Raw genomic sequence first — 18,510 nt, forward strand, 5'->3', positions numbered from 1 at the left:
AGCCATGACCGACCGCACCGCGGACACCCCCCGCCCCGACGCCCAGGTCCATTTCGGCGTCTTCTTCCAAGGCGTCAACCACACGACGATCTGGTCCGACCCCGCCAGCGGTTCGCAGATCGACTTCGAGACCTTCCGCCGGGTCGCGACCACCGCCGAACGCGGCCTGTTCGACGCCTTCTTCCTCGGCGAAGGCCTGCGACTGCGCGAACAGGACGGCCGCATCCTCGAACTCGACATCGCCGGACGTCCCGACGCCATCACCCAACTCGCCGCGCTGGCCGGGATCACCGACCGCATCGGACTGGTCGCCACCCAGAACACCACCTACAACGAACCCGCCGACCTGGCCCGACGCCTGGCCGGCCTCGACGTGCTCTCCGAAGGGCGCGCGGGCTGGAACGCCGTCACCACCGACAACGCGTGGACCGGCGCGAACTTCCGGCGCGGCGGCTACCTCGACCACGCCCACCGCTACGAGCGCGCCGCCGAATTCGTCGCCACCGTGCGCGAGATCTGGGACTCCTGGGGCGAGAACGTCATCGCCACCTCCCAGCACAGCCCGTCCTGGGCCGCGCCCGACGCGGTGCGGACCGTCGAACGCGACGGCGCGCACATCCGCGCCACCATCCGCCCGACCGTGCCGCGCAGCCCGCAAGGACACCCGGTCATCTTCCAGGCCGGGGACTCCCCCACGGGCCGGGATTTCGCCGCCGCGCACGCCGATGTCATCTTCTCCCGGCACGGCACCTTCTTCGAGGACGCGCTCGCCTTCGCCGAGGACATCCGCGCCCGCCTGCGCGCCGCCGGACGCCCCGAGGACGACATCCGCATCCTGCCCGGCACCCAGATCGTGTTGGCGGAGAAGGAATCCGAGGTCGAGGAGAAGGTCCGCTGGGTCAAGGAGAGCCAGTACACCGGGCAGACCGCGCTGTCACTGGCCGGTCAGGTGTGGGGGCGCGACCTGTCCGACCGCGACCCGGACGGCCCGCTGCCCGAACAGGATCCGGAACCGCGCCCGATCGCGCCGACCCGCGGGTCACCGCGCGGCGGACAGGACCCGCTCGAGATCGCGCGGGAATGGCGGGCCAGGGCCGAGGCGGAGAACCTGTCGCTGCGCCAGGTGGTGACGGCCAGTACCGAGCGTTCCGGCTTCGCGGGCACCCCCGCGAAGGTGGCCGACGAATTGGCGCGCTGGGTGCGGCACGGGGCGACCGACGGCTTCAACATCTCGCCCTACCTGGTGCCGACCGGACTCGACGAGATCGTCGACTGGCTGGTCCCCGAACTCCAGGAACGCGGGGTCTACCGCACCGACTACACCGGGACGACGTTGCGCGAACACCTCGGACTGCGTGACCCGCTGACCCGGCGGTGACATGTCGGTCCAGGTCAGCGGGCTGATACGGGGGCGTTGTCGGTGGGGTCGCCTAGGGTGGACCGCATGGCGCTGACGCTGACGGAACGACAGGAATTCCTCGCCCAACCGCACATCGGTGCGCTCGCGGTCACCGCGGCCCCCGATCGCGCCCCACTCAACGTCCCCATCTGGTACCAGTACACCCCCGGCGGCGAACTCTGGCTGCTCACCGGGGCCGGATCGAAGAAGATCCGCCTGCTCGAGGCGGCGGGCCGCTTCAGCATCATGGCCCAGGTCGTGACGCCCTCGGTCCGCTACGTCACCGCCGAGGGCCCGATCCTGCGCGTCGAACCCATGACCGACGCGCAACACCGCGAGATGGCCGCCCGCTACCTCGCCCCCGAGCAAGTCGGCCCCTACCTGGAATTCGCCGTCTCCCACGGCGAGCAGGTAGCGGTCTTCATGCGCCCCGAACAATGGCTCTCCGCCGACATGGGCTCCTTCTGACCCGCTTCCTCCCGCCCGAGAACCGGGTGTGAGTGCGGGCGTCTTGCCGGATGGTGCGGCATTCGTCCCAGACCTGTTCGCGGAGAGCGTCGGGGGTGGTCGGGGCGGCGGGGCGGGCCAAGACCTGGGCGCGGGCTCGTCGGGCCACGCTCAGCATCGGACGGAAGCGGCGGAAGATCTGGACCTCACCGTCGAAACCGCCGTTCCACGGGCCGAGGTAGGCATGATCGGAGCCGTATGCGCCCGCGGTGTCCAGGCCGGCGACGCGTAGGGCCCAGATGCGGGCTTCCTCCGGGGTGGACGGGGTGAGGACGATCAAGCCGTGTCGGCGGACGACCGTTCCCGTCTCGTCGCGGTGTCGGTGGACGTCCCACCACTTCTCGAGCGCCTCTGGGCGCAGGGTGCGGTCCAAGCCGAAGGTGCGCCAGCGAACGGTGCCCGCCGAACGCTGGAACGGCAGTCCGGCGCGCAGACCGCGCGCGTACCGATCATCGAACGGTGTGCACCAACCGGGGACCAGGACGATGCGGTCGGCCGGATCGGCGTCGAACGGGGTGGGGGTCAGGTACGGACGGTCGATCAGCACGACCGTGCCCGGACGCGCCTGATAGGACAGGCCCCACAGCAGTCGGGCCAGCAGGCGCGCGCCGTGCTCGTCGGACAGCACGTGCCAGGTCTCGTGGAAGCGGTTGGTACTGAAACGGGCGTGCGTACCGGGGCGCAAGGTGATCACCGTGCGGACAGCACCGGGCGACCGCACCTCGTGGCGGTGCAGTTTCAGTCCGTCGGCGACGGATCGGGCGGTGGCGGGGCGCTGCTGCTTCATCGCGTCCATGAGGCCAGACCGCACACCGGGGTGACAACCGAATTTCCGCCTGGCCGAGCAGGAATCGCCCGGATCTGGCCGCCCCGCTGCGCCGGCAAGTCGCCGTCGACCGGACGACCCCGGATGGCTCCCGTGCACATCGGGCGAGCGGTGCGATCTCGCAGGCGGACGGCGCAATCGCACAACCGGGCATACGCTGAACCCCAGCGCCTCAGCGCAACCGACCCCAGCGCCTCAGCGCAACCGACCCCAGCGCCTCAGCGCAACCGACCCCAGCGCCTCAGCGCAACCGACCCCAGCGCCTCAGCGCAACCAGCGCAGGGCGGCGTCGGCGCAGTCGTCGGGGCCGCTGTTGAAGGCGATCGCGGAGGTGGGCGCGTGCTCGCGGACGAGGTTGATCACCTTCTCGAACAGGTCGAGCAGCGGTTCGTGGGTGCGGATGCCGCCGCCGATCACCACGCAGGCGTAGTCGGCCTGCGTGAGCGCCCGGGTGATGGCGTCCTCGGTGTGCGCGTCCAGGGCCACCAGGCAGTAGTCGGCGGGGATGGCGAGTTCGGTGAAGCGGGCACGGCCCCGCTCGATCGCCGCGAGGACCGGTTCCGGGTTCCAGCCCGACAGCGCGGCGGGATCGAGGCCGATCACCAGCACTCGTCCTTCGGTCATCGTCTCCTCCTTCGCGGCCCACGAACTCACGCGCACATCCGAGTGCGTACGAACTCGGTGCGCGGATCCCGGCGGGCACGGGTCCGGCGCGCACGGCAACGGTACGCACCAAACCGCGCACATGAACTAGGTACGGGGCTGCTGCACGGATTGGTGGCATCGTGGTCTGCCCTACCTTCCGCTCCCGGCTCCGAGGCCGACCCGCACGATGAGTTCGACCGCACGGCACTGGCAGGTCCGGTTCGGGCAGTTCCGCGCAAGCCGCCGTCCCCGTCGGGTTAGTCTCCGATTCACCCCGAAGACAGTGAGAGCCCGAAGACATGAGAGACGGAGGTGAGCCGATGCATCCGTTCCGCGCGGCCGTCGAGGCCGGGGACCAGGCGGGGATCGAAGCCCTGCTGGCCGACGAGGTGGTGTTCACCAGTCCGGTGGCGTTCAAGCCGTACGCGGGGAAGGCGATCACCGCGGCCATCCTGCGCGGGGTGGTGCGGGTGTTCGAGGACTTCCGGTACGTCCGCGAGATCACCGATGTCGGCGGGCGCGACCACGCGCTGCTGTTCGAGGCCACCGTGGACGGCAAGCAGTTGACCGGCTGCGATTTCCTGCACTTCGATGAGAACGGCCTGATCACCGAGTTCACGGTGATGGTGCGCCCGTTGTCGGCGGCCCAGGCTCTCGCGGCCCGTATGGCGGCGGAGTTCGAGCGGATCTCCACCGAGGCCGCCGAGCAGAACTAGCGGGAGCGGCGGTCGTGAGGCCCTAGGCTCGGTCGGGTGGCTCACGGACGCGTCCTCTTCCTCAACGGAACGTCGAGTTCCGGCAAGACCACCCTGGCCAGAACGATCCAGGACGTGAGCGACGTCCCGTTCGTCCACTGGAGCATCGACATCCTGTTCGGTCTCGTCCCGCCGAACTGGGGCGGCGGACGCGACGGGCCGCTCAGTCGCGAAGGATTCTGGTACGACCGCACCGGAGTCGACGGGCACGGGCGACCGATGGTGGTGATCCGCTACGGCACGGTCGGCCGTCGCATGCTGCGCTCGGCGTGCGTCGCGGCCGCGGCGTTCGCCCGCGGCGGCGACCACCTGGTGATCGACGAGATGCTGCTGACGCCCGACCTGATGTCGGTGTGGCGGGACGCGCTCACCGGCCTCGACGTCCATTTCGTCGCCGTCACCTGCCCCCTGGAGGTCGCCGAGCAGCGCGAACTGCCGCGACGCAACCCGAATGGCCTGGCACGCGGACACTTCGCCTCGGTGCACGCGCACGGGCACCCCTACGACACGACGGTCGACACCACCACCACGGACCCCGTGGAGCTTGCCCGCACGGTCTTGCGCCGACACCGCGCGGGTATCTCCGACGCCGGGTGAAGGGCACCGCGACACTGACGGAGTCGAAACCTCGAGGGCGCGGCGGTTTTCGACACGCCGGGAGGTCGGTTCCGTGTCGGTGGGTGGGTCTACCTTCTGCGCATGACCGATGCGCCGGTGTCCGAGGTTCTGGTGGAGTCGATGCTGTCCGACTTCGACGTGCCGGCGGCGGCGTGCCGGGCGGAGGTCGAGGAGACGGCGTCGTCGGAGGTGCTCGCGGCGCTGCGCAGTCCGCGGTTGCTGTGGGTGCGCGCGCACGGATTGCATTACGTGCAGACGCAGTTCGAGGGCGAGGTCCAGGTGGGCAAACTCGCGTATTCGCGCGCGCGACTCGAACAGGTGAGCGCGCGGTGTGGGCGGGCGGAGTAGTTGCGAAACGAGGCCGCGCGGGATTGGCGGGCGGTGAACACGCTCCGGCATCGACGCGGCGGTCGCCAGGAATTCGGGAACATGTGCGGTTGGCTGATGAAAATGCTGCTTCCCGAGGACTATTCGCGCGTGTTCGAGGCCGAGTGGGGTGCGGCGCCCCAACGTTCGCGGCTCCCTCGATTCGACTGGTATGCCTGGGCCGTCGACAACGATTGGCTGCCCGCGAGCGACACGCCGGACACCGATCGTCTGCTGAGCCTGGACGACAGCGCCTTCGTGGCGGCGGTGCGGCGTTCGTTGACCGTCGAATACGTTCCGGGGCTGGACGAATCACCGGTGGTGGAACGCTGGTACCGCGCGCTGAGCAGCGTCGAGTTGCAGGTGCGCGCGGATATCGCGGTGACCCTCGGTGCGGCCCGGCTCGCGCGGGACCGCGCACTGACACGCCGACTGGACGAACTGCGCGAGCGGTACGAGGAATTCGCGGTGCTCCGGGTGCATCGCAGTGTGGCGCGGCGTTGCTTCCACGACCTGCGCGAGACCGTCATCACGGCGGTCGACGCGGCCGATTCCGACCGGGCGCGGGGTTGCCACGCGCGCACCGCCGCGATTCTGGCCGATGCCGAGCCGGTGCTGTGGCTTCGGGTGCGCGAAACGGCCCTGTCCCCCGCGCTGGCGGGCCGCTCGCTGCACATCCGGTCCGACTGTGTGAGCGCGGTGGAGGCGATCGTCACCGCGCTGGAGACCGGGGCGGTCGGCGCGTACCCGGTGTCGCAGGCGGTTCGGGCGCGGGTGTGCGAGGCCATCGGACGACGGACGCCGTTCACGGTGCAGTGGGTGGCCAGTCGCACCGGCCACCCGCTACACGACCACGCCCACCGGTTGGCGCGCGATCACCGCTTCCGATGACAGGGCGGACTTCAGTTTCGAGATGTCGAAACCCTCCAGACCCGGAGGAAGGTGGTCCAAGCCCCGGACATGTTGGACAGATCCATGCCGGGCGGTAGACCGGGCGGGCCTGCGGACATCCCGGGCGGACTACTTCTTGGGGAACTTCAGTTTCGAGATGTCGAAACCTTCCAGACCCGGGGGAAGTTGATCCAGGCCCGCGGGCATGTTGGACAGGTCCATGCCGGGCGGCAGGCCGGGCATACCCGCGGGCATCCCGGGCAGACCGCCGCGGACCTTCGGCGGGGTGGGGCCGCGTCCGCCCTTCTTGCCCTTCTTGCCTTTGCGGTTGTTGGCGCGGCGGGAGCCGGGCATGCCCATCTGACGGCCCATCGCGGCCATCATCTTCTTGGCCTCGAAGAACCGGTCCACGAGTTGGTTGACCTCGGAGACCTGCACACCGGAACCGTTGGCGATGCGCAGGCGGCGCGAGGCGTTGATGATCTTCGGGTTCTCGCGTTCGGCGGGGGTCATGCCGCGGATGATGGCCTGCACGCGGTCGAGTTGTTTGTCGTCGACCTGGGACAGCACGTCTTTCATCTGGCCCGCGCCCGGCAGCATGCCGAGCAGGTTGCCGATGGGGCCGAGTTTGCGGATGGCCAGCATCTGGTCGAGGAAGTCCTCGAGGGTGAGTTCGCCGCTGCCGATCTTGCGCGCGGCCTCCTCGGCCTGCTGCGCGTCGTAGACCTGTTCGGCCTGCTCGATCAGCGTCAGCACATCGCCCATGCCGAGGATGCGACTGGCCATGCGGTCGGGGTGGAAGACGTCGAAGTCCTCGAGCTTCTCACCGGTGGAGGCGAACATGATCGGCGCGCCGGTCACGTTGCGCACCGACAGCGCCGCGCCGCCGCGGGCGTCGCCGTCGAGTTTGGTGAGCACGACGCCGGTGAAGCCGACGCCGTCGCGGAACGCCTCGGCGGTGCTGACCGCGTCCTGGCCGATCATCGCGTCGAGCACGAACAGCGTCTCGTCGGGCTGGACGGCGTCGCGGATGCCCGCGGCCTGCCGCATCAGCGTCTCGTCGATGCCGAGACGACCGGCGGTGTCGACGATGACGACGTCGTACTGCTTGGCCTTCGCCTCGGCGACACCGTTGCGCGCGACCTCGACCGGATCGGCGGCGGTGATGCCGAGCGGGTTCTCGCCGCCGCCGACGGAAGTGCCGGGGTGCGGGGCGAAGACGGGGACCTGGGCACGTTCGCCGACCACCTGGAGCTGGGTGACGGCGCCGGGGCGCTGGAGGTCGCAGGCGACCAGCAGCGGCTGATGACCCTGCCCCTTCAGCCATTTGGCGAGCTTGCCCGCCAGGGTGGTCTTACCCGCGCCTTGCAGACCCGCGAGCATGATGACGGTGGGCGGGGTCTTGGCGAGGGTGATCCGGCGGGTCTCACCGCCGAGGATGCCGACCAGTTCCTCGTTGACGATCTTGACGACCTGCTGGGCCGGGTTCAGCGCCGCGGAGACCTCCGCGCCCTTGGCGCGCTCCTTGATGCTGGCGATGAAACCGCGCACGACGGGCAGCGCGACGTCGGCTTCGAGCAGTGCCAGGCGGATCTCCCGGCAGGTGGCGTCGATGTCGGCCGGTGACAGTCGCCCCTTGCCGCGCAGATCCTTCAGGGCACCGGTAAGCCGGTCGGACAGGGATTCGAACACCGATCGCGCTCCTGATCTCGGGGGACGTCCCTGGGGGACGGCAGCCGGGGGCGACCGGCCGGGTGGATGAACAGTGCATCCCAGGGTAATCGGATCGTCCACCTCGGCGCGCAACCGGTGCCGAACCGGGGAGGTCCCCCGTCTCAGCCGAGCGCGCGGCGGCGCGGTTCGACCGTCCGCCGGTAGTCGTGATTCTCGGCCGCCACCATGAACATCGCCTCGCGGGCGGTGAGGCCGAGTTCGAGCGCCAGCTCGTCGAGCATGGCCATTTCCACATCGGTGATGATCTCGCGGGTGGCGGTCGTCGTCGCGATGGTCATCGCGGTCACCGCCTGCTTGCCGGTCAGCGTGCGGCCGGGCAGCCAGGAGACGACCCACAGGTCTCCACCGACGCAGCGCGCCATGTGGGTCGTCTCGTCACTGGTCATCGTTCGCGCAGAAACAACTTCGATAGCCACCGAACTGCTCCCCTCGTGCTCGCGATAGCCGACCGGTCTGATACTAGGGAGCACCGAAGGTCACTCAGCTATGTTTCGGCAAACGGTGTGCAACGGTTTGATTTCTGGGCATTCCGCCGGCGGACCCGCGTCGATCCGCCGACGAACTGGGCATTCGGTGAACAATCAGGAAACCGGATCGGCGCCGGGAGAACCGGCGTCTTCCGGCTTCTTCGGTGCGGGTCTGGGCACCACGTCCAGAACGGCCTTCTCGATCGCGGCCCGTCGCTCGGGCCCGTCGTCGGCCCCCAGTTCGAGGCCGAAGACGTCGACCACCGCCGAACCCATCGTCAGCACCTTGGCCCACCGCACGTTCACCCGTGACGCGGCGAAGGCGGCGGCCAACCTGCTCAGCATCCCGAGGCGATCCTCGGCGCGCAGCTCCAGGATCGCCTGGTCCGGGGTGGAACCGTCGGCCCAGATGACCCGCGGGTGGGCCTGCGCGTAGGGCTTGGGGACCGCCCCGGTGGCCTCGCGTTCGCGCTTGGACAGCAAGGCGGACAGGTCGAGATCACCCGCACCGGCCCGGATCAGTTCCTGGCGCAGCAGACCCGGCTCCGGCGGATCGCCGAATTTCGGGGACACCACGAAGGTGTTGACCACCGACGAGCCCTCGCCACCCACCGAGGCCGACAGGACGCGCAGCGAATGCAGGGCCAACACGCCCGCGGCGTCGGAGAGCAACCCGGGCGTGTCCGGGGCGATGACGGTGACCACGTAGGTGTACTTGCCCTCCCCCGGCCGCAGGTCGACGTGCACGCCGCCCGCGGTCGCCTTCTCCAGCAGTTCCGGGGCGATCGGTTCGGGGGTGGGCAGTTCCTCCCCGCGCATCACCAACCGGCAGCGCCGCACCAGTTCCCCGATCAGCGACGCCTTCCAGTCGCCCCACACCCCGGGGCCGGTGGCCAGCGAATCGGCTTCGGCGAGCGTGTGCAGCAGTTCGAGCAGTTGCACGTCGCCGTCGAGAGCGTCGACGACCGAGCGCACCGTGTCGGGGTCGGCGAGGTCGCGGCGGGTCGCGGTGTCGGGCAGCAGCAGGTGGTGGCGCACGATGGCGCTCAGGGTCCGCACGTCGGAGGGCCACAGGCCCAGCCTGCGACCGATCTGGGTGGCCAGATCCGCGCCGACGACGCTGTGGTCGCCGCTGCGGCCCTTGCCGATGTCGTGCAGCAGCGCGCCGAGCATCAGCAGATCCGGGCGCGCCACGCGGGTGCTGATCGCGCTGGCGTAGGCGACGGTCTCCATCAGGTGACGGTCCACCGTCCAGGTGTGGATGGCGTCGCGCGGCGGCAGGTCACGCACCGCGCCCCATTCGGGCAGCAGTCGCCCCCACAGGCCGGTGCGGTCCAGCGCCTCGATCGCGTTGATCACCCCGCGCCCGGAGCCGAGCAGCACCAGCAGATCGTTGAGCGCGTCCTTGGGCCACGGTTCGCGCAGTTCGGGCGCGTCCTCGGACAGGCGGTTGAGGGTGGTCGCCGACATGGGCAGACCGGTCTGCGCCGAGGCCGCCGAGACCCGCAGGATCAGCCCGGGATCGCGCTGCGGTCGCGCGTCCCGGGCGAGCACCACCTCACCGCTGTGCTCGACCACCCCCTCATCGAGTGGTCGACGCACCGGCATGCGGCGCAGTCGGGCCAGGCCGCGCCGCGGCAGCGCGTTGGCGGCGGTGCGCAATCCGACATCCACCGAATAGCTCACCGTGCGGGCCGAATCGCTCAGGGTGCGGGCCAGGTCGAACCGGTCGCCGATGCGCAGCGCGGCGCCGATCTCGTCGGCGTCCTGGGCGCGCAGTTGGTCGCGCGCCCGCCCGGCCACCCGGTGCAGTTCGGTGCGCACGTCGAGCAGACGGCGGTGCGCGTGCTTGAGTCCGCCGCCGGGCACGTCGGGGCCGAGACCGGGCATGGCGTCGGTCAACTGGGCGATCGAGAGGGCGTCGAGCAACTGGATGTCGCGCAGGCCGCCGCGGCCGTTCTTCAGATCTGGTTCCGCGCGGTGGGCGATCTCACCGCTGCGCTCCCAACGCGACTGCGCGGCCGCGATCAGATCGTCGAAACGGGTGCGGATTCCGGTGCGCCACTCCCGACGCACCCCGCCGATGAGCAGATTGCTCAGTTCCACGTCGCCGACGATGTGCCGGGCCTCGAGCATGCCCAGCGCGGCGATCAGGTCGTCGTTGGCGACCCGCAGCGCCTGCGGGACGGTGCGGACACTGTGGTCGAGTTTGATGTGGGCGTCCCACAGCGGGTACCAGAGCTGATCGGCCACCTCGGCCACCCGCGTCGGATCGACGTTGTCGTGCAGCAGCACCAGGTCCAGATCCGAGTACGGCAGCATCTCGCGCCTGCCGAGCCCGCCCACCGCCACCACGGCCAAACCGCTGTCGGCGACGATCCCCAGTTCGGCCCCCTTGCTGGTCAGCCACAACTCGTAGAGATCGACCAGGGCCGCCCGCAGGGATTCGGCGTCCAGGCGCGGATTGCGGGGTAACCCGCCGTCGAGTAATTGTTCGCGGGCGCGGACCAGGTCCGCCGCCCCGTTGGACACCTTGCCGTTCGTCCGTGCGCCGCTGTCACGCTCGTTACCCACAAACCCACCGCCCGTCCAATGTCGGCGGCCCCGCCCCGACCGGTTTCACCGGTGGGAGCGAGGCCGCCGCTCGATTCGATTTTCCGTGCCGACCGTGCGGTCTAGAGGGCGTCGGTCCCGCGTTCGCCGGTCCGGACGCGGACGATCGTGTCGACCGGGGTCACCCAGACCTTGCCGTCACCGATCTTGCCGGTGCGCGAAGCCTCGACGATCACCTCGACGACCTTGTCGACCGAGGCGTCGTCCACGACGACCTCGACCCGGACCTTCGGGACGAAGTCGACCGAGTACTCCGCACCGCGGTAGACCTCGGTGTGGCCCTTCTGACGCCCGTACCCCTGGACCTCACTGACCGTCATACCGAGCACACCCGCCTGCTCGAGCCCGGACTTCACGTCCTCGAGGGTGAACGGTTTGACGATTGCCGTGATCAGTTTCATTGTCGTCATGCCTCCTTGACGAGCGTGCGCGCCGTGCCACCCACAGCAGCGAAATCGTATGCGGTCTCCGCGTGCTCGGACTCGTCGAGACCCGCCGACTCCTCCTCCTCGGACGCGCGCAAGCCGATGGTGAACTTGATGGCGAACGCGATGACCGCCGTCACGACCAGGGAGTACGCGAGAACGGTGAACGCACCGACCGCCTGCAGCTTCAACTGCTCGATGCCACCACCGTAGAACAAGCCTTCGATCGCCGCCGGTGCTTCGGGCGCGGCGACCAGGCCGACCATCAGCGTGCCGATCAGACCGCCGACGAGGTGGACGCCCACCACGTCGAGCGAATCGTCGAACTTGAAGCGGAACTTCAGGCCGACGGCCAAGGCGCACAGCGCACCCGCGACGACACCGATGGCCAGCGCGCCGACCACGTTGACGGTGTTACAGGACGGGGTGATCGCGACCAGACCGGCCACGATGCCCGAGGCCGCGCCCAGCGTGGTGGGCTTGCCGTCGCGCAACTTCTCCACCAGCAGCCAGGCCAGCAGCGCCGCGGCGGTCGCCACGGTGGTGGTCAGGAAGGTCGCGGCGGAGATGCCGTTGGAACCCGCGGCCGAACCGGCGTTGAAGCCGTACCAGCCGAACCACAGCAGACCGGCGCCGAGCATGACGAACGGCAGGTTGTGCGGGCGGAACGGGGTCTGCGGCCAGCCCTTGCGCTTGCCGAGGATCAGGGCCAGGACCAAGCCCGCGGCGCCGGCGTTGATGTGCACAGCGGTACCACCGGCGAAGTCGATCGCCTTGAGGTTGTTGGCGATCCAGCCACCCTCCTCGGCGGTGTAGCCGTCGAAGGCGAAGACCCAGTGCGCGACCGGAAAGTAGACGACCGTCACCCAGATGCCGGCGAACAGGAGCCAGGAACCGAACTTGAGGCGGTCGGCGACCGCGCCCGAGATGAGGGCGACCGTGATGATCGCGAACATGAGCTGGAACGCGACGAACAGCGATAGCGGAATCGTACCGAATACCGGAATCGCGGCGGGCGCCGCCGGATCGGTGGAAGCCAGGTAGCTACCGCCGAATACCGACTTCAATCCGAAATACTGCCCCGGGTCGCCGATGAGATTGCCTTTGTCCTCACCGAAGGTCATCGAGAAGCCGTACAGCACCCATAGAATCGTCACCAATCCCATGGCGCTGATGCTCATCATGATCATGTTCAGCACGTTCTTCGCGCGGACCATGCCGCCGTAGAAGAACGCGAGTCCGGGTGTCATCAGGAGCACGAGTGCTGAGCTGGCCAGCATCCATGCGGTGTCACCGGCGTCCGGCGCGCCGATTACGGGAAATGCCACCTTAATGTCCTCCTCATCTCGGGCCCTGCCGATTCCGGCAAATGGACCTGCACAGAAGGTTCCTCACTCGGTGTTTCATCCGTCATGCTGTGATGTTTCACCTGCGTGAACGGATCGCTTGTTTGTGTTGCTTCCACGTTTCGTGACGTGCACCACACGTTTCTTCGCAGGTGTGAGGCTCGCACCGCACCAGAGAAAACGTACTTACCGAACAGTAGGAATCGGCAAACATTCCGCCTCCGCCACGCCGGGTTTGCGGAGACCGCGCCGAACCCGTCGCGGCATTTCCCGCACACCGCCCGCGGCCCGTCGTTCCCGACGGACCCGCGGGCGGCTCAGCAAATCTCCCGCACCGGGCCTCAGCCCAGCAGCGCGTCCACGAAAGCGCCCGGCTCGAACGGGGCCAGATCGTCCGCGCCCTCGCCGAGACCGACCAACTTCACCGGAACACCCAATTCGTGCTGCACCTGGAAGACGATGCCGCCCTTGGCGGTGCCGTCCAACTTGGTCAGGACCACGCCGGTGATGTCGACCACCTCGGCGAACACCCGGGCCTGCATCAGACCGTTCTGGCCGACCGTCGCGTCCAGGACCAGCAGCACCTCGTCCACCGCGGCCTTCTTCTCCACGACCCGCTTCACCTTGCCCAACTCGTCCATCAGGCCGGTCTTGGTGTGCAGCCTGCCCGCGGTGTCGATCAGCACCGCGTCCACGCCGCGCTCGATCCCCGCCGAGACCGCGTCGAAGGCCACCGCCGCCGGATCGGCCGCTTCCTTGCCGCGCACGGTCTCCGCGCCGACCCGCTCACCCCAGGTCTGGAGCTGATCGGCCGCGGCGGCGCGGAAGGTATCGGCCGCGCCCAACAGCACCCGGCGACCGTCGGCCACCAGAACGCGGGCCAATTTGCCCGTGGTCGTGGTCTTGCCGGTGCCGTTCACGCCGACCACCAACAAGATCGACGGATGATCGTCGTGCGGGAGCGCGCGCACCGCGCGATCCAACTCCGGACGCAACGCCTCGATCAACACCGACCGCAGCACCTCGCGGGCCTGCTCGGTGGTCCGCACACTGCGCGAAGCCATCTCCTCGCGCAACCGGCTCACCACGGCCTCGGTGCTCGCGGTGCCCAGATCGGCCAGCACCAGCGTGTCCTCGACCTCCTCCCACGAATCCTCGTCCAGATCGCCGCCGCCCAGCAGACCCAGCAGCGACTTGCCGACGGCGTTCTGCGAGCGCGACAGACGGCCGCGCAGGCGGACCAGACGGCCGCTGGTGGGTTCGATCTCCTCGGTCGGGACGGGTTCCGTCGCGGGGGGCGTCGCGCCCGTGGTCTTCGCGGGTGCCGCGGCCTCGGTCGGGGCGGTGTCGGTCGAGGGGGCCGTGGCCGGGGCCGTGGGCTCGGCGGGAGCGGTCCCGGTCGTCGGAGCCTTCCCGGTGGGGGCTGTGGTCGTGGCCTCGGCGGGCGTCGTGCCGGTGGTCGGAGCCACACCGGTGGTGGGAGCCACACCGGTGGTCGGCGTCGTGCCGGTCGTCGGAGCCGCGCCGGTTGCCGGGGCAGTCCCCGTCGTCGGAGCCGTGTCGGTCGCGGGCGCTACTCCCGCGTCCTTCGCGGGTGCCCCGGTGGTGTCGGCCTGCGCCGTGCCCGCAGTCTCGTCCGGCGGTGTGATCACACCCGTGCCGGATTCGGTGGCGTCCGATTCGGTGACGGTCGGCGCTGTGTCGGTGGGGGCGGTGTCGGTGGGGGCCTGCGGTTCGGTCGAGGTGTCGGGCTCGACGTCGGTGTCGGGCAGGGTGACATTCGTGATGCCGCGTTTGGGCGCGTCGCGGGGAATTGCGGCGTCGTCGCCGACGTGCGGTTGACCGTCGGTGTCGGTGCGTTCGACGGGGAGCGGCTCCGGGTGGGTCGCGGTGGCCGCGCCGCCCTGGCTGAAACTGAAGCCGCCGGACGCGGCATAACCGCCCGACCGGTCGGTCAGCTCCTTGTTCTCCTCCGCGGGCGCCGTCAGCGAGACGCGTCGGCGCTTGTACAGAACGAATCCGGCCACCAGCGCCACCAACAGCAGCGCGGCGACCACGGCAACGAGAATCCAGGCTTCGGCACTCACACCGACATCCTTGCAGAAGTGGCCGCGCGGGCAGGCCGGCGCGTCGCGCCGCAGGTCCTCGGCTCGCGGGCCGTGCGGACGGGCAGCGATCGGGCGGTGAACAGTGCCCCCGAGATTTCTTGTCCTGCGGAACTTCTCGCGAAGTGACAATAGGATCGGCGACGTGACCGATCGAAACGTGCTTGGGGGGCCGCTGGAAGAGTGCGGCACCGATCCGCTCACCGGCTTCTACCGCGACGGCTGCTGCAGCACCGGACCGGAGGATCTCGGTAGCCACACGGTGTGCACAGTGGTAACGGCTGAGTTCCTCGAGCATCAGGCGTCCATCGGGAACGACTTGAGCACGCCGCGGCCCGCGAACAATTTCCCCGGTTTGCAGCCGGGCGACCGCTGGTGCGTGGTCGCCGTGCGCTGGTTGCACGCCCACGAGGACGGCGTCGCCGCCCCCGTGGTGCTGGCCGCCACCCATGAGAACGCTCTGGAAGTGATCTCCATGGACATCCTGCGCAAATACGCCGTCGACGTCCCCGACGACGTCAGCGACCTGCTCTGAGCCCACCCCCGACCGACGCCACGACACGCGGCAGCCGCGCCGACCAGCGGGTGCCGCGGTAGCCCCTGTCCCGAGCGGGCCCGCGCGGCTCGCGATCGTCGGTGACACGCCCGTGGCGGGCATCGCGAGTCGAGAGATTCGTCACGCTCACCATTCCGCGCGGGCACCGCACTTCCCGGACGTTCGGCGCGAATACCGCTCGGAGCGTCGTCGGGACCGTTGTACGCCAACCGGTTCCAACGGGCCTACACGCGACCACAATCGACACCTCTGGAGCAACGGCGGTTTCGCGAGCACGCTCCGGAATCCGCGCGGGCGAACGGTTTACCAGCCGAGCCCGTCAAAGCCCGTTCCAGGCAACCCGATCCACGCCTGACCTCGACACTTCCCGGAAATCGACCAAAGCCCACCGACGGATTCGGCTCGCCACGCCGACCGGTGTCGGAGTGTCACCGCGCAAACGCCGCGAGATCACCCGTGACAGCAGTAGCCCGCCCCACCGGTCTCGGCTCGCCCCGCTGACCGAAGCTCGCCACGCCGACCGAAGTCGCAGTATCACCGCGCAAACGCCACGAGATCACCCGCGTGACAGCACCAGCCCACGCCGCCGGTGTCAGCTCGCCGCGCCGACCGGTGTCGGGGTGTCGCCGCGCAGGCGCTGCGAGATCACCTGGGTGATGCCGTCACCGCGCATGCTGACGCCGTAGAGCGCGTCGGCGATCTCCATCGTCGGTTTCTGGTGGGTGATGACGATCAGCTGGCTCTTCTCCCGCAACTGCTCGAACAGGCCGATCAGCCTGCGCAGATTGGTGTCGTCGAGCGCGGCCTCCACCTCGTCCATGACGTAGAAGGGCGAGGGGCGGGCGCGGAAGATGGCCACCAGCAACGCGACCGCCGTCAGCGACTTCTCACCGCCGGAGAGCAGCGAGAGCCGTTTGACCTTCTTCCCCGGCGGCCGGGCCTCGACCTCGATGCCGGTGGTGAGCATGTCGGAGGGGTCGGTGAGCACCAGCCGGCCCTCGCCGCCCGGGAACAGTTTCGCGAAGACGCCGACGAATTCGCGTTCCACGTCCTCGTAGGCTTCGGTGAAGACTTGGAGGATGCGGGCGTCGACCTCGGCGACCACCTCGAGCAGATCCTTGCGCGCGCTCTTGACGTCCTCGAGTTGGGTGGCCAGGAAGTTGTAGCGCTCCTCGAGCGCGGCGAACTCCTCGAGTGCGAGCGGGTTCACCTTGCCCAGGGTGCTCAGATCCTTCTCCGCGCGGCGGGCCCGACGTTCCTGGGAGGCGCGGTCGAAGGGCATCGGCGCGGGCGCGGTGACCTGTTCGCCGCGTTCCTTGGCCTGCTCGTATTCGGCCATCTCCAGATCCGAGGGCGGCAGCGGGACGTCGGGACCGTATTCGGCGATCAGGTCCGACAGCGCGATGCCGAAGGTCTCGGCGATGGTCGCCTCCAACTGTTCGATGCGCAGCGCCGCCTGCGCTTTGGCGACTTCGTCGCGGTGCACGGCGTCGGTGAGCTGGGTCAGTTGGCCCGCGAGCGCGCGCGCCCGTTCCTTGACCTGGTCGAGTTGGCCGGCGACCTCGGTGCGGCGGCGCACCAGCTCGTCGCGGCGCGCGCCCGCCTCGGCGACCACCTTCTCCAGTTCGGCGGCCACCCGCGCCCCGGATTCGGCGACGGCCGCCGCCAGGGCCGCCGCCTGCCTGCGCGCGGCCTGCGCGCGTTCGGCCCGCGCCCTGGTCTCGCGTTCGGCGCGGGCGGCGCGACGCAGCGAATCGGCTTTGCCGCGCACCGATTCCGCGCGCTCCTCGGCGGTGCGCACCGCCAGGCGGGCCTCGACCTCCATCGTGCGGGCCTCGGCCAGCGCGGCGGCGGCTTCTTCCCGGGCGCGGCCCGCGGCCTCGGTGCCGGCCGCACCGGCCCCGTCGTCGTCGCCGTGTTCGAGTTCGACCGCGCGCAGCCTGTCCTCGAGGTCGGCCAGATCGGTCAGTGTCTTCTCGCGGCCCGCCTCGGCTTCGGCGCGCTGGTCGGTCAGGCGCGCGGTGTCGGCCTCGGCGGCGCGGGCGGCCTGACCGAGTCTGCCGAGCCGGTCGTAGATCGCCAGCAGCGCCTGATCGGATTCGTGCAGTGCCAGCAGCGCCTGATCGGCGGCGTCCTTGCGGTCGGTCTGCTCGTCCAGCGCGCCCGACAGCGCGGCCTCGAGTTCTTCGGCGCGGCGGCGCGCGGCGACGAGTTCGGCCTCCGTGGCGTCGATCTCGGCCTGGATCTCGAGTTGGCTGGGCGCGCGGTCGGAGCCGCCGAGCACCCATCCGCTGCCGCGCAGATCGCCGTCGCGGGTGACCACCCGCAGGTCGGGGCGTTCGGCGACGAGCGAGCCCGCCTGGTCGAGATCCTCGACCACGGCCACGCCCGCGCTCAGCGCCGTCAGTGCGCCGCGCACCTGCTCCGGGCAGTCGACGACCTCGCCGAGCCAGCGCGCCGAACCCGGCAGGGGCGCGCGCCCGGCGGCGGGGTCGGCGGCGGCGAAGACCAGCGCGACCCGCCCGCCGTCGGCCTCCTTCAAGGCCGCGAGGGCGGCGTGCGCGGTCGCGTCGGAATCGGCGGCGACGGCGTCCGCGAGCGGGCCGAGGGTGGCGGCGACGGCGGCCTCGAACCCCGCGTGCACGCGCAACATCCCCGACAGCGGCCCGAGCAGCCCCTCGGCGCGGTGCTCGGCCAGCCAGGCCGACCCGTCGCGGCGGGCCAGGTTCATACCGAGGGCTTCCACCCGGGCGGCCAGCGAGGCCACCCGCTTCCCGGCGTCACGATCCTGTTCGCGCAGTTCGGCGACCCGCTGATCGGCCATCTCCTGCGCCTGCACGGCGTGTTCGTGCTGGGCGTCGAGACCTTCCTCACCGGCGTCGAGTTCGGCGAGTTCGCCCTGCACCGCCTCGAACTCCTCGCGCGCGGCGTCGCCGCGCTGCCTGGCCTCGGTGATCGCCACCGACAGCCGAGCGATATCGGTGTCCACCGACTGCGCGCGGATGCGCAGGGATTCGACCTGGCCGGTCAGCCGGGCCAGCCCCTCGCGGCGGTCGGCGATGGCGCGCACGGCCGCCAGGTGGGCCTGTTCGGCGGTCTTGGCCGCCATCTCGCGCTCGCCCAGCGCGTCGCGGGCGAATTCGAGGGTTTCGGCGGCGATCTCCACGGCCTCGCGCAGTTCGGCCTCCTCGGCCTCCACCCGCGCCGCCTCGGCCTCGAGCTGATCGGGGTCGCGGCCGCTGCCGACCTGCGCGGGC

General features: G+C 70.1%; 16 protein-coding genes. 7 read left to right on the forward strand and 9 right to left on the reverse strand.

Annotated features, from left to right (window positions below):
- Window positions 1-4 precede the first annotated feature (4 nt).
- Entirely contained in the window at window positions 5-1,378 is a 1,374-nt protein-coding gene (locus ON30_RS18890; protein ID WP_040708797.1) for an NtaA/DmoA family FMN-dependent monooxygenase, read from the forward strand.
- Window positions 1,379-1,444: 66 nt separating this feature from the next.
- A complete protein-coding gene (locus tag ON30_RS18895; RefSeq protein WP_040708799.1) occupies window positions 1,445-1,867 on the forward strand; it encodes a pyridoxamine 5'-phosphate oxidase family protein in 423 nt (140 codons plus the stop codon).
- Here the strand turns inward: ON30_RS18895 and ON30_RS18900 are convergent.
- Window positions 1,821-2,693 (reverse strand): hypothetical protein, encoded by an 873-nt coding sequence (locus ON30_RS18900; protein ID WP_157183772.1) that lies wholly within the window; start codon window positions 2,691-2,693, stop codon window positions 1,821-1,823. The two genes, ON30_RS18895 and ON30_RS18900, sit on opposite strands and share 47 nt — an antisense overlap.
- A gap of 303 nt (window positions 2,694-2,996) precedes the next feature.
- Window positions 2,997-3,356: a hypothetical protein gene (locus ON30_RS18905; protein ID WP_040708854.1), complete on the reverse strand. Its 360-nt coding sequence runs from the start codon at window positions 3,354-3,356 to the stop codon at window positions 2,997-2,999.
- Window positions 3,357-3,697: 341 nt separating this feature from the next.
- Here ON30_RS18905 and ON30_RS18910 point away from each other — a divergent pair, with 341 nt between their 5' ends.
- The 4 genes from ON30_RS18910 to ON30_RS18925 all read left to right on the forward strand — a co-directional run bounded on the left by ON30_RS18910 (window position 3,698) and on the right by ON30_RS18925 (window position 6,007).
- Window positions 3,698-4,093: a nuclear transport factor 2 family protein gene (locus tag ON30_RS18910; RefSeq protein WP_040708802.1), complete on the forward strand. Its 396-nt coding sequence runs from the start codon at window positions 3,698-3,700 to the stop codon at window positions 4,091-4,093.
- A 36-nt stretch (window positions 4,094-4,129) separates the two neighbouring features.
- The gene (locus ON30_RS18915) at window positions 4,130-4,729 is read left to right on the forward strand and encodes a phosphotransferase-like protein (RefSeq protein WP_040708803.1); all 600 of its coding nucleotides are present in this window, start codon (window positions 4,130-4,132) and stop codon (window positions 4,727-4,729) included.
- 102 nt (window positions 4,730-4,831) lie between these two features.
- Window positions 4,832-5,098: a hypothetical protein gene (locus ON30_RS18920; protein ID WP_040708806.1), complete on the forward strand. Its 267-nt coding sequence runs from the start codon at window positions 4,832-4,834 to the stop codon at window positions 5,096-5,098.
- A 96-nt stretch (window positions 5,099-5,194) separates the two neighbouring features.
- Window positions 5,195-6,007: a hypothetical protein gene (locus ON30_RS18925; protein ID WP_157183773.1), complete on the forward strand. Its 813-nt coding sequence runs from the start codon at window positions 5,195-5,197 to the stop codon at window positions 6,005-6,007.
- A gap of 129 nt (window positions 6,008-6,136) precedes the next feature.
- Here ON30_RS18925 and ffh read toward each other — a convergent pair whose 3' ends face one another.
- From ffh to ftsY, 6 genes are all read right to left on the reverse strand, one after another.
- Window positions 6,137-7,699 carry a signal recognition particle protein gene (ffh, locus tag ON30_RS18930; protein WP_040708809.1) on the reverse strand — a complete coding sequence of 521 codons (1,563 nt, stop codon included), beginning with the start codon at window positions 7,697-7,699 and terminating at the stop codon, window positions 6,137-6,139.
- A gap of 143 nt (window positions 7,700-7,842) precedes the next feature.
- On the reverse strand, window positions 7,843-8,127 hold the full coding sequence (locus ON30_RS18935; RefSeq protein ID WP_051029520.1) for a hypothetical protein: 285 nt from the start codon (window positions 8,125-8,127) through the stop codon (window positions 7,843-7,845).
- Window positions 8,128-8,322: 195 nt separating this feature from the next.
- Window positions 8,323-10,782 carry a [protein-PII] uridylyltransferase gene (locus tag ON30_RS18940; RefSeq protein ID WP_051029521.1) on the reverse strand — a complete coding sequence of 820 codons (2,460 nt, stop codon included), beginning with the start codon at window positions 10,780-10,782 and terminating at the stop codon, window positions 8,323-8,325.
- Window positions 10,783-10,883: 101 nt separating this feature from the next.
- On the reverse strand, window positions 10,884-11,222 hold the full coding sequence (locus ON30_RS18945; protein WP_040708812.1) for a P-II family nitrogen regulator: 339 nt from the start codon (window positions 11,220-11,222) through the stop codon (window positions 10,884-10,886).
- 5 nt (window positions 11,223-11,227) lie between these two features.
- Window positions 11,228-12,574 carry an ammonium transporter gene (locus tag ON30_RS18950; RefSeq protein ID WP_040708814.1) on the reverse strand — a complete coding sequence of 449 codons (1,347 nt, stop codon included), beginning with the start codon at window positions 12,572-12,574 and terminating at the stop codon, window positions 11,228-11,230.
- Window positions 12,575-12,933: 359 nt separating this feature from the next.
- Window positions 12,934-14,679, reverse strand: a complete 1,746-nt coding sequence (ftsY, locus tag ON30_RS18955) for a signal recognition particle-docking protein FtsY (RefSeq protein ID WP_040708816.1) — start codon at window positions 14,677-14,679, stop codon at window positions 12,934-12,936.
- A gap of 163 nt (window positions 14,680-14,842) precedes the next feature.
- Here ftsY and ON30_RS18960 point away from each other — a divergent pair, with 163 nt between their 5' ends.
- A complete protein-coding gene (locus tag ON30_RS18960) occupies window positions 14,843-15,232 on the forward strand; it encodes a DUF2237 family protein (RefSeq protein ID WP_040708817.1) in 390 nt (129 codons plus the stop codon).
- Between the two features lie 613 nt (window positions 15,233-15,845).
- Here ON30_RS18960 and ON30_RS18965 read toward each other — a convergent pair.
- On the reverse strand, window positions 15,846-18,510 hold a 2,665-nt coding region (locus ON30_RS18965), incomplete at its 5' end, for an SMC hinge domain-related protein (RefSeq protein WP_040708819.1).

Source organism: Nocardia takedensis NBRC 100417 (assembly GCF_000308695.1).
In the GTDB taxonomy this organism is placed as follows: domain Bacteria; phylum Actinomycetota; class Actinomycetes; order Mycobacteriales; family Mycobacteriaceae; genus Nocardia; species Nocardia takedensis.

Coding starts and splice junctions, on each gene's coding strand:
- ON30_RS18890 (WP_040708797.1), top strand. CDS start 5: ATGACCGACCGCACCGCGGACACCCCCCGCCCCGACGCCCAGGTCCAT.
- ON30_RS18895 (WP_040708799.1), top strand. CDS start 1,445: ATGGCGCTGACGCTGACGGAACGACAGGAATTCCTCGCCCAACCGCAC.
- ON30_RS18900 (WP_157183772.1), bottom strand. CDS start 2,693: ATGAAGCAGCAGCGCCCCGCCACCGCCCGATCCGTCGCCGACGGACTG.
- ON30_RS18905 (WP_040708854.1), bottom strand. CDS start 3,356: ATGACCGAAGGACGAGTGCTGGTGATCGGCCTCGATCCCGCCGCGCTG.
- ON30_RS18910 (WP_040708802.1), top strand. CDS start 3,698: ATGCATCCGTTCCGCGCGGCCGTCGAGGCCGGGGACCAGGCGGGGATC.
- ON30_RS18920 (WP_040708806.1), top strand. CDS start 4,832: ATGACCGATGCGCCGGTGTCCGAGGTTCTGGTGGAGTCGATGCTGTCC.
- ON30_RS18925 (WP_157183773.1), top strand. CDS start 5,195: ATGAAAATGCTGCTTCCCGAGGACTATTCGCGCGTGTTCGAGGCCGAG.
- ON30_RS18935 (WP_051029520.1), bottom strand. CDS start 8,127: ATGACCAGTGACGAGACGACCCACATGGCGCGCTGCGTCGGTGGAGAC.
- ON30_RS18945 (WP_040708812.1), bottom strand. CDS start 11,222: ATGAAACTGATCACGGCAATCGTCAAACCGTTCACCCTCGAGGACGTG.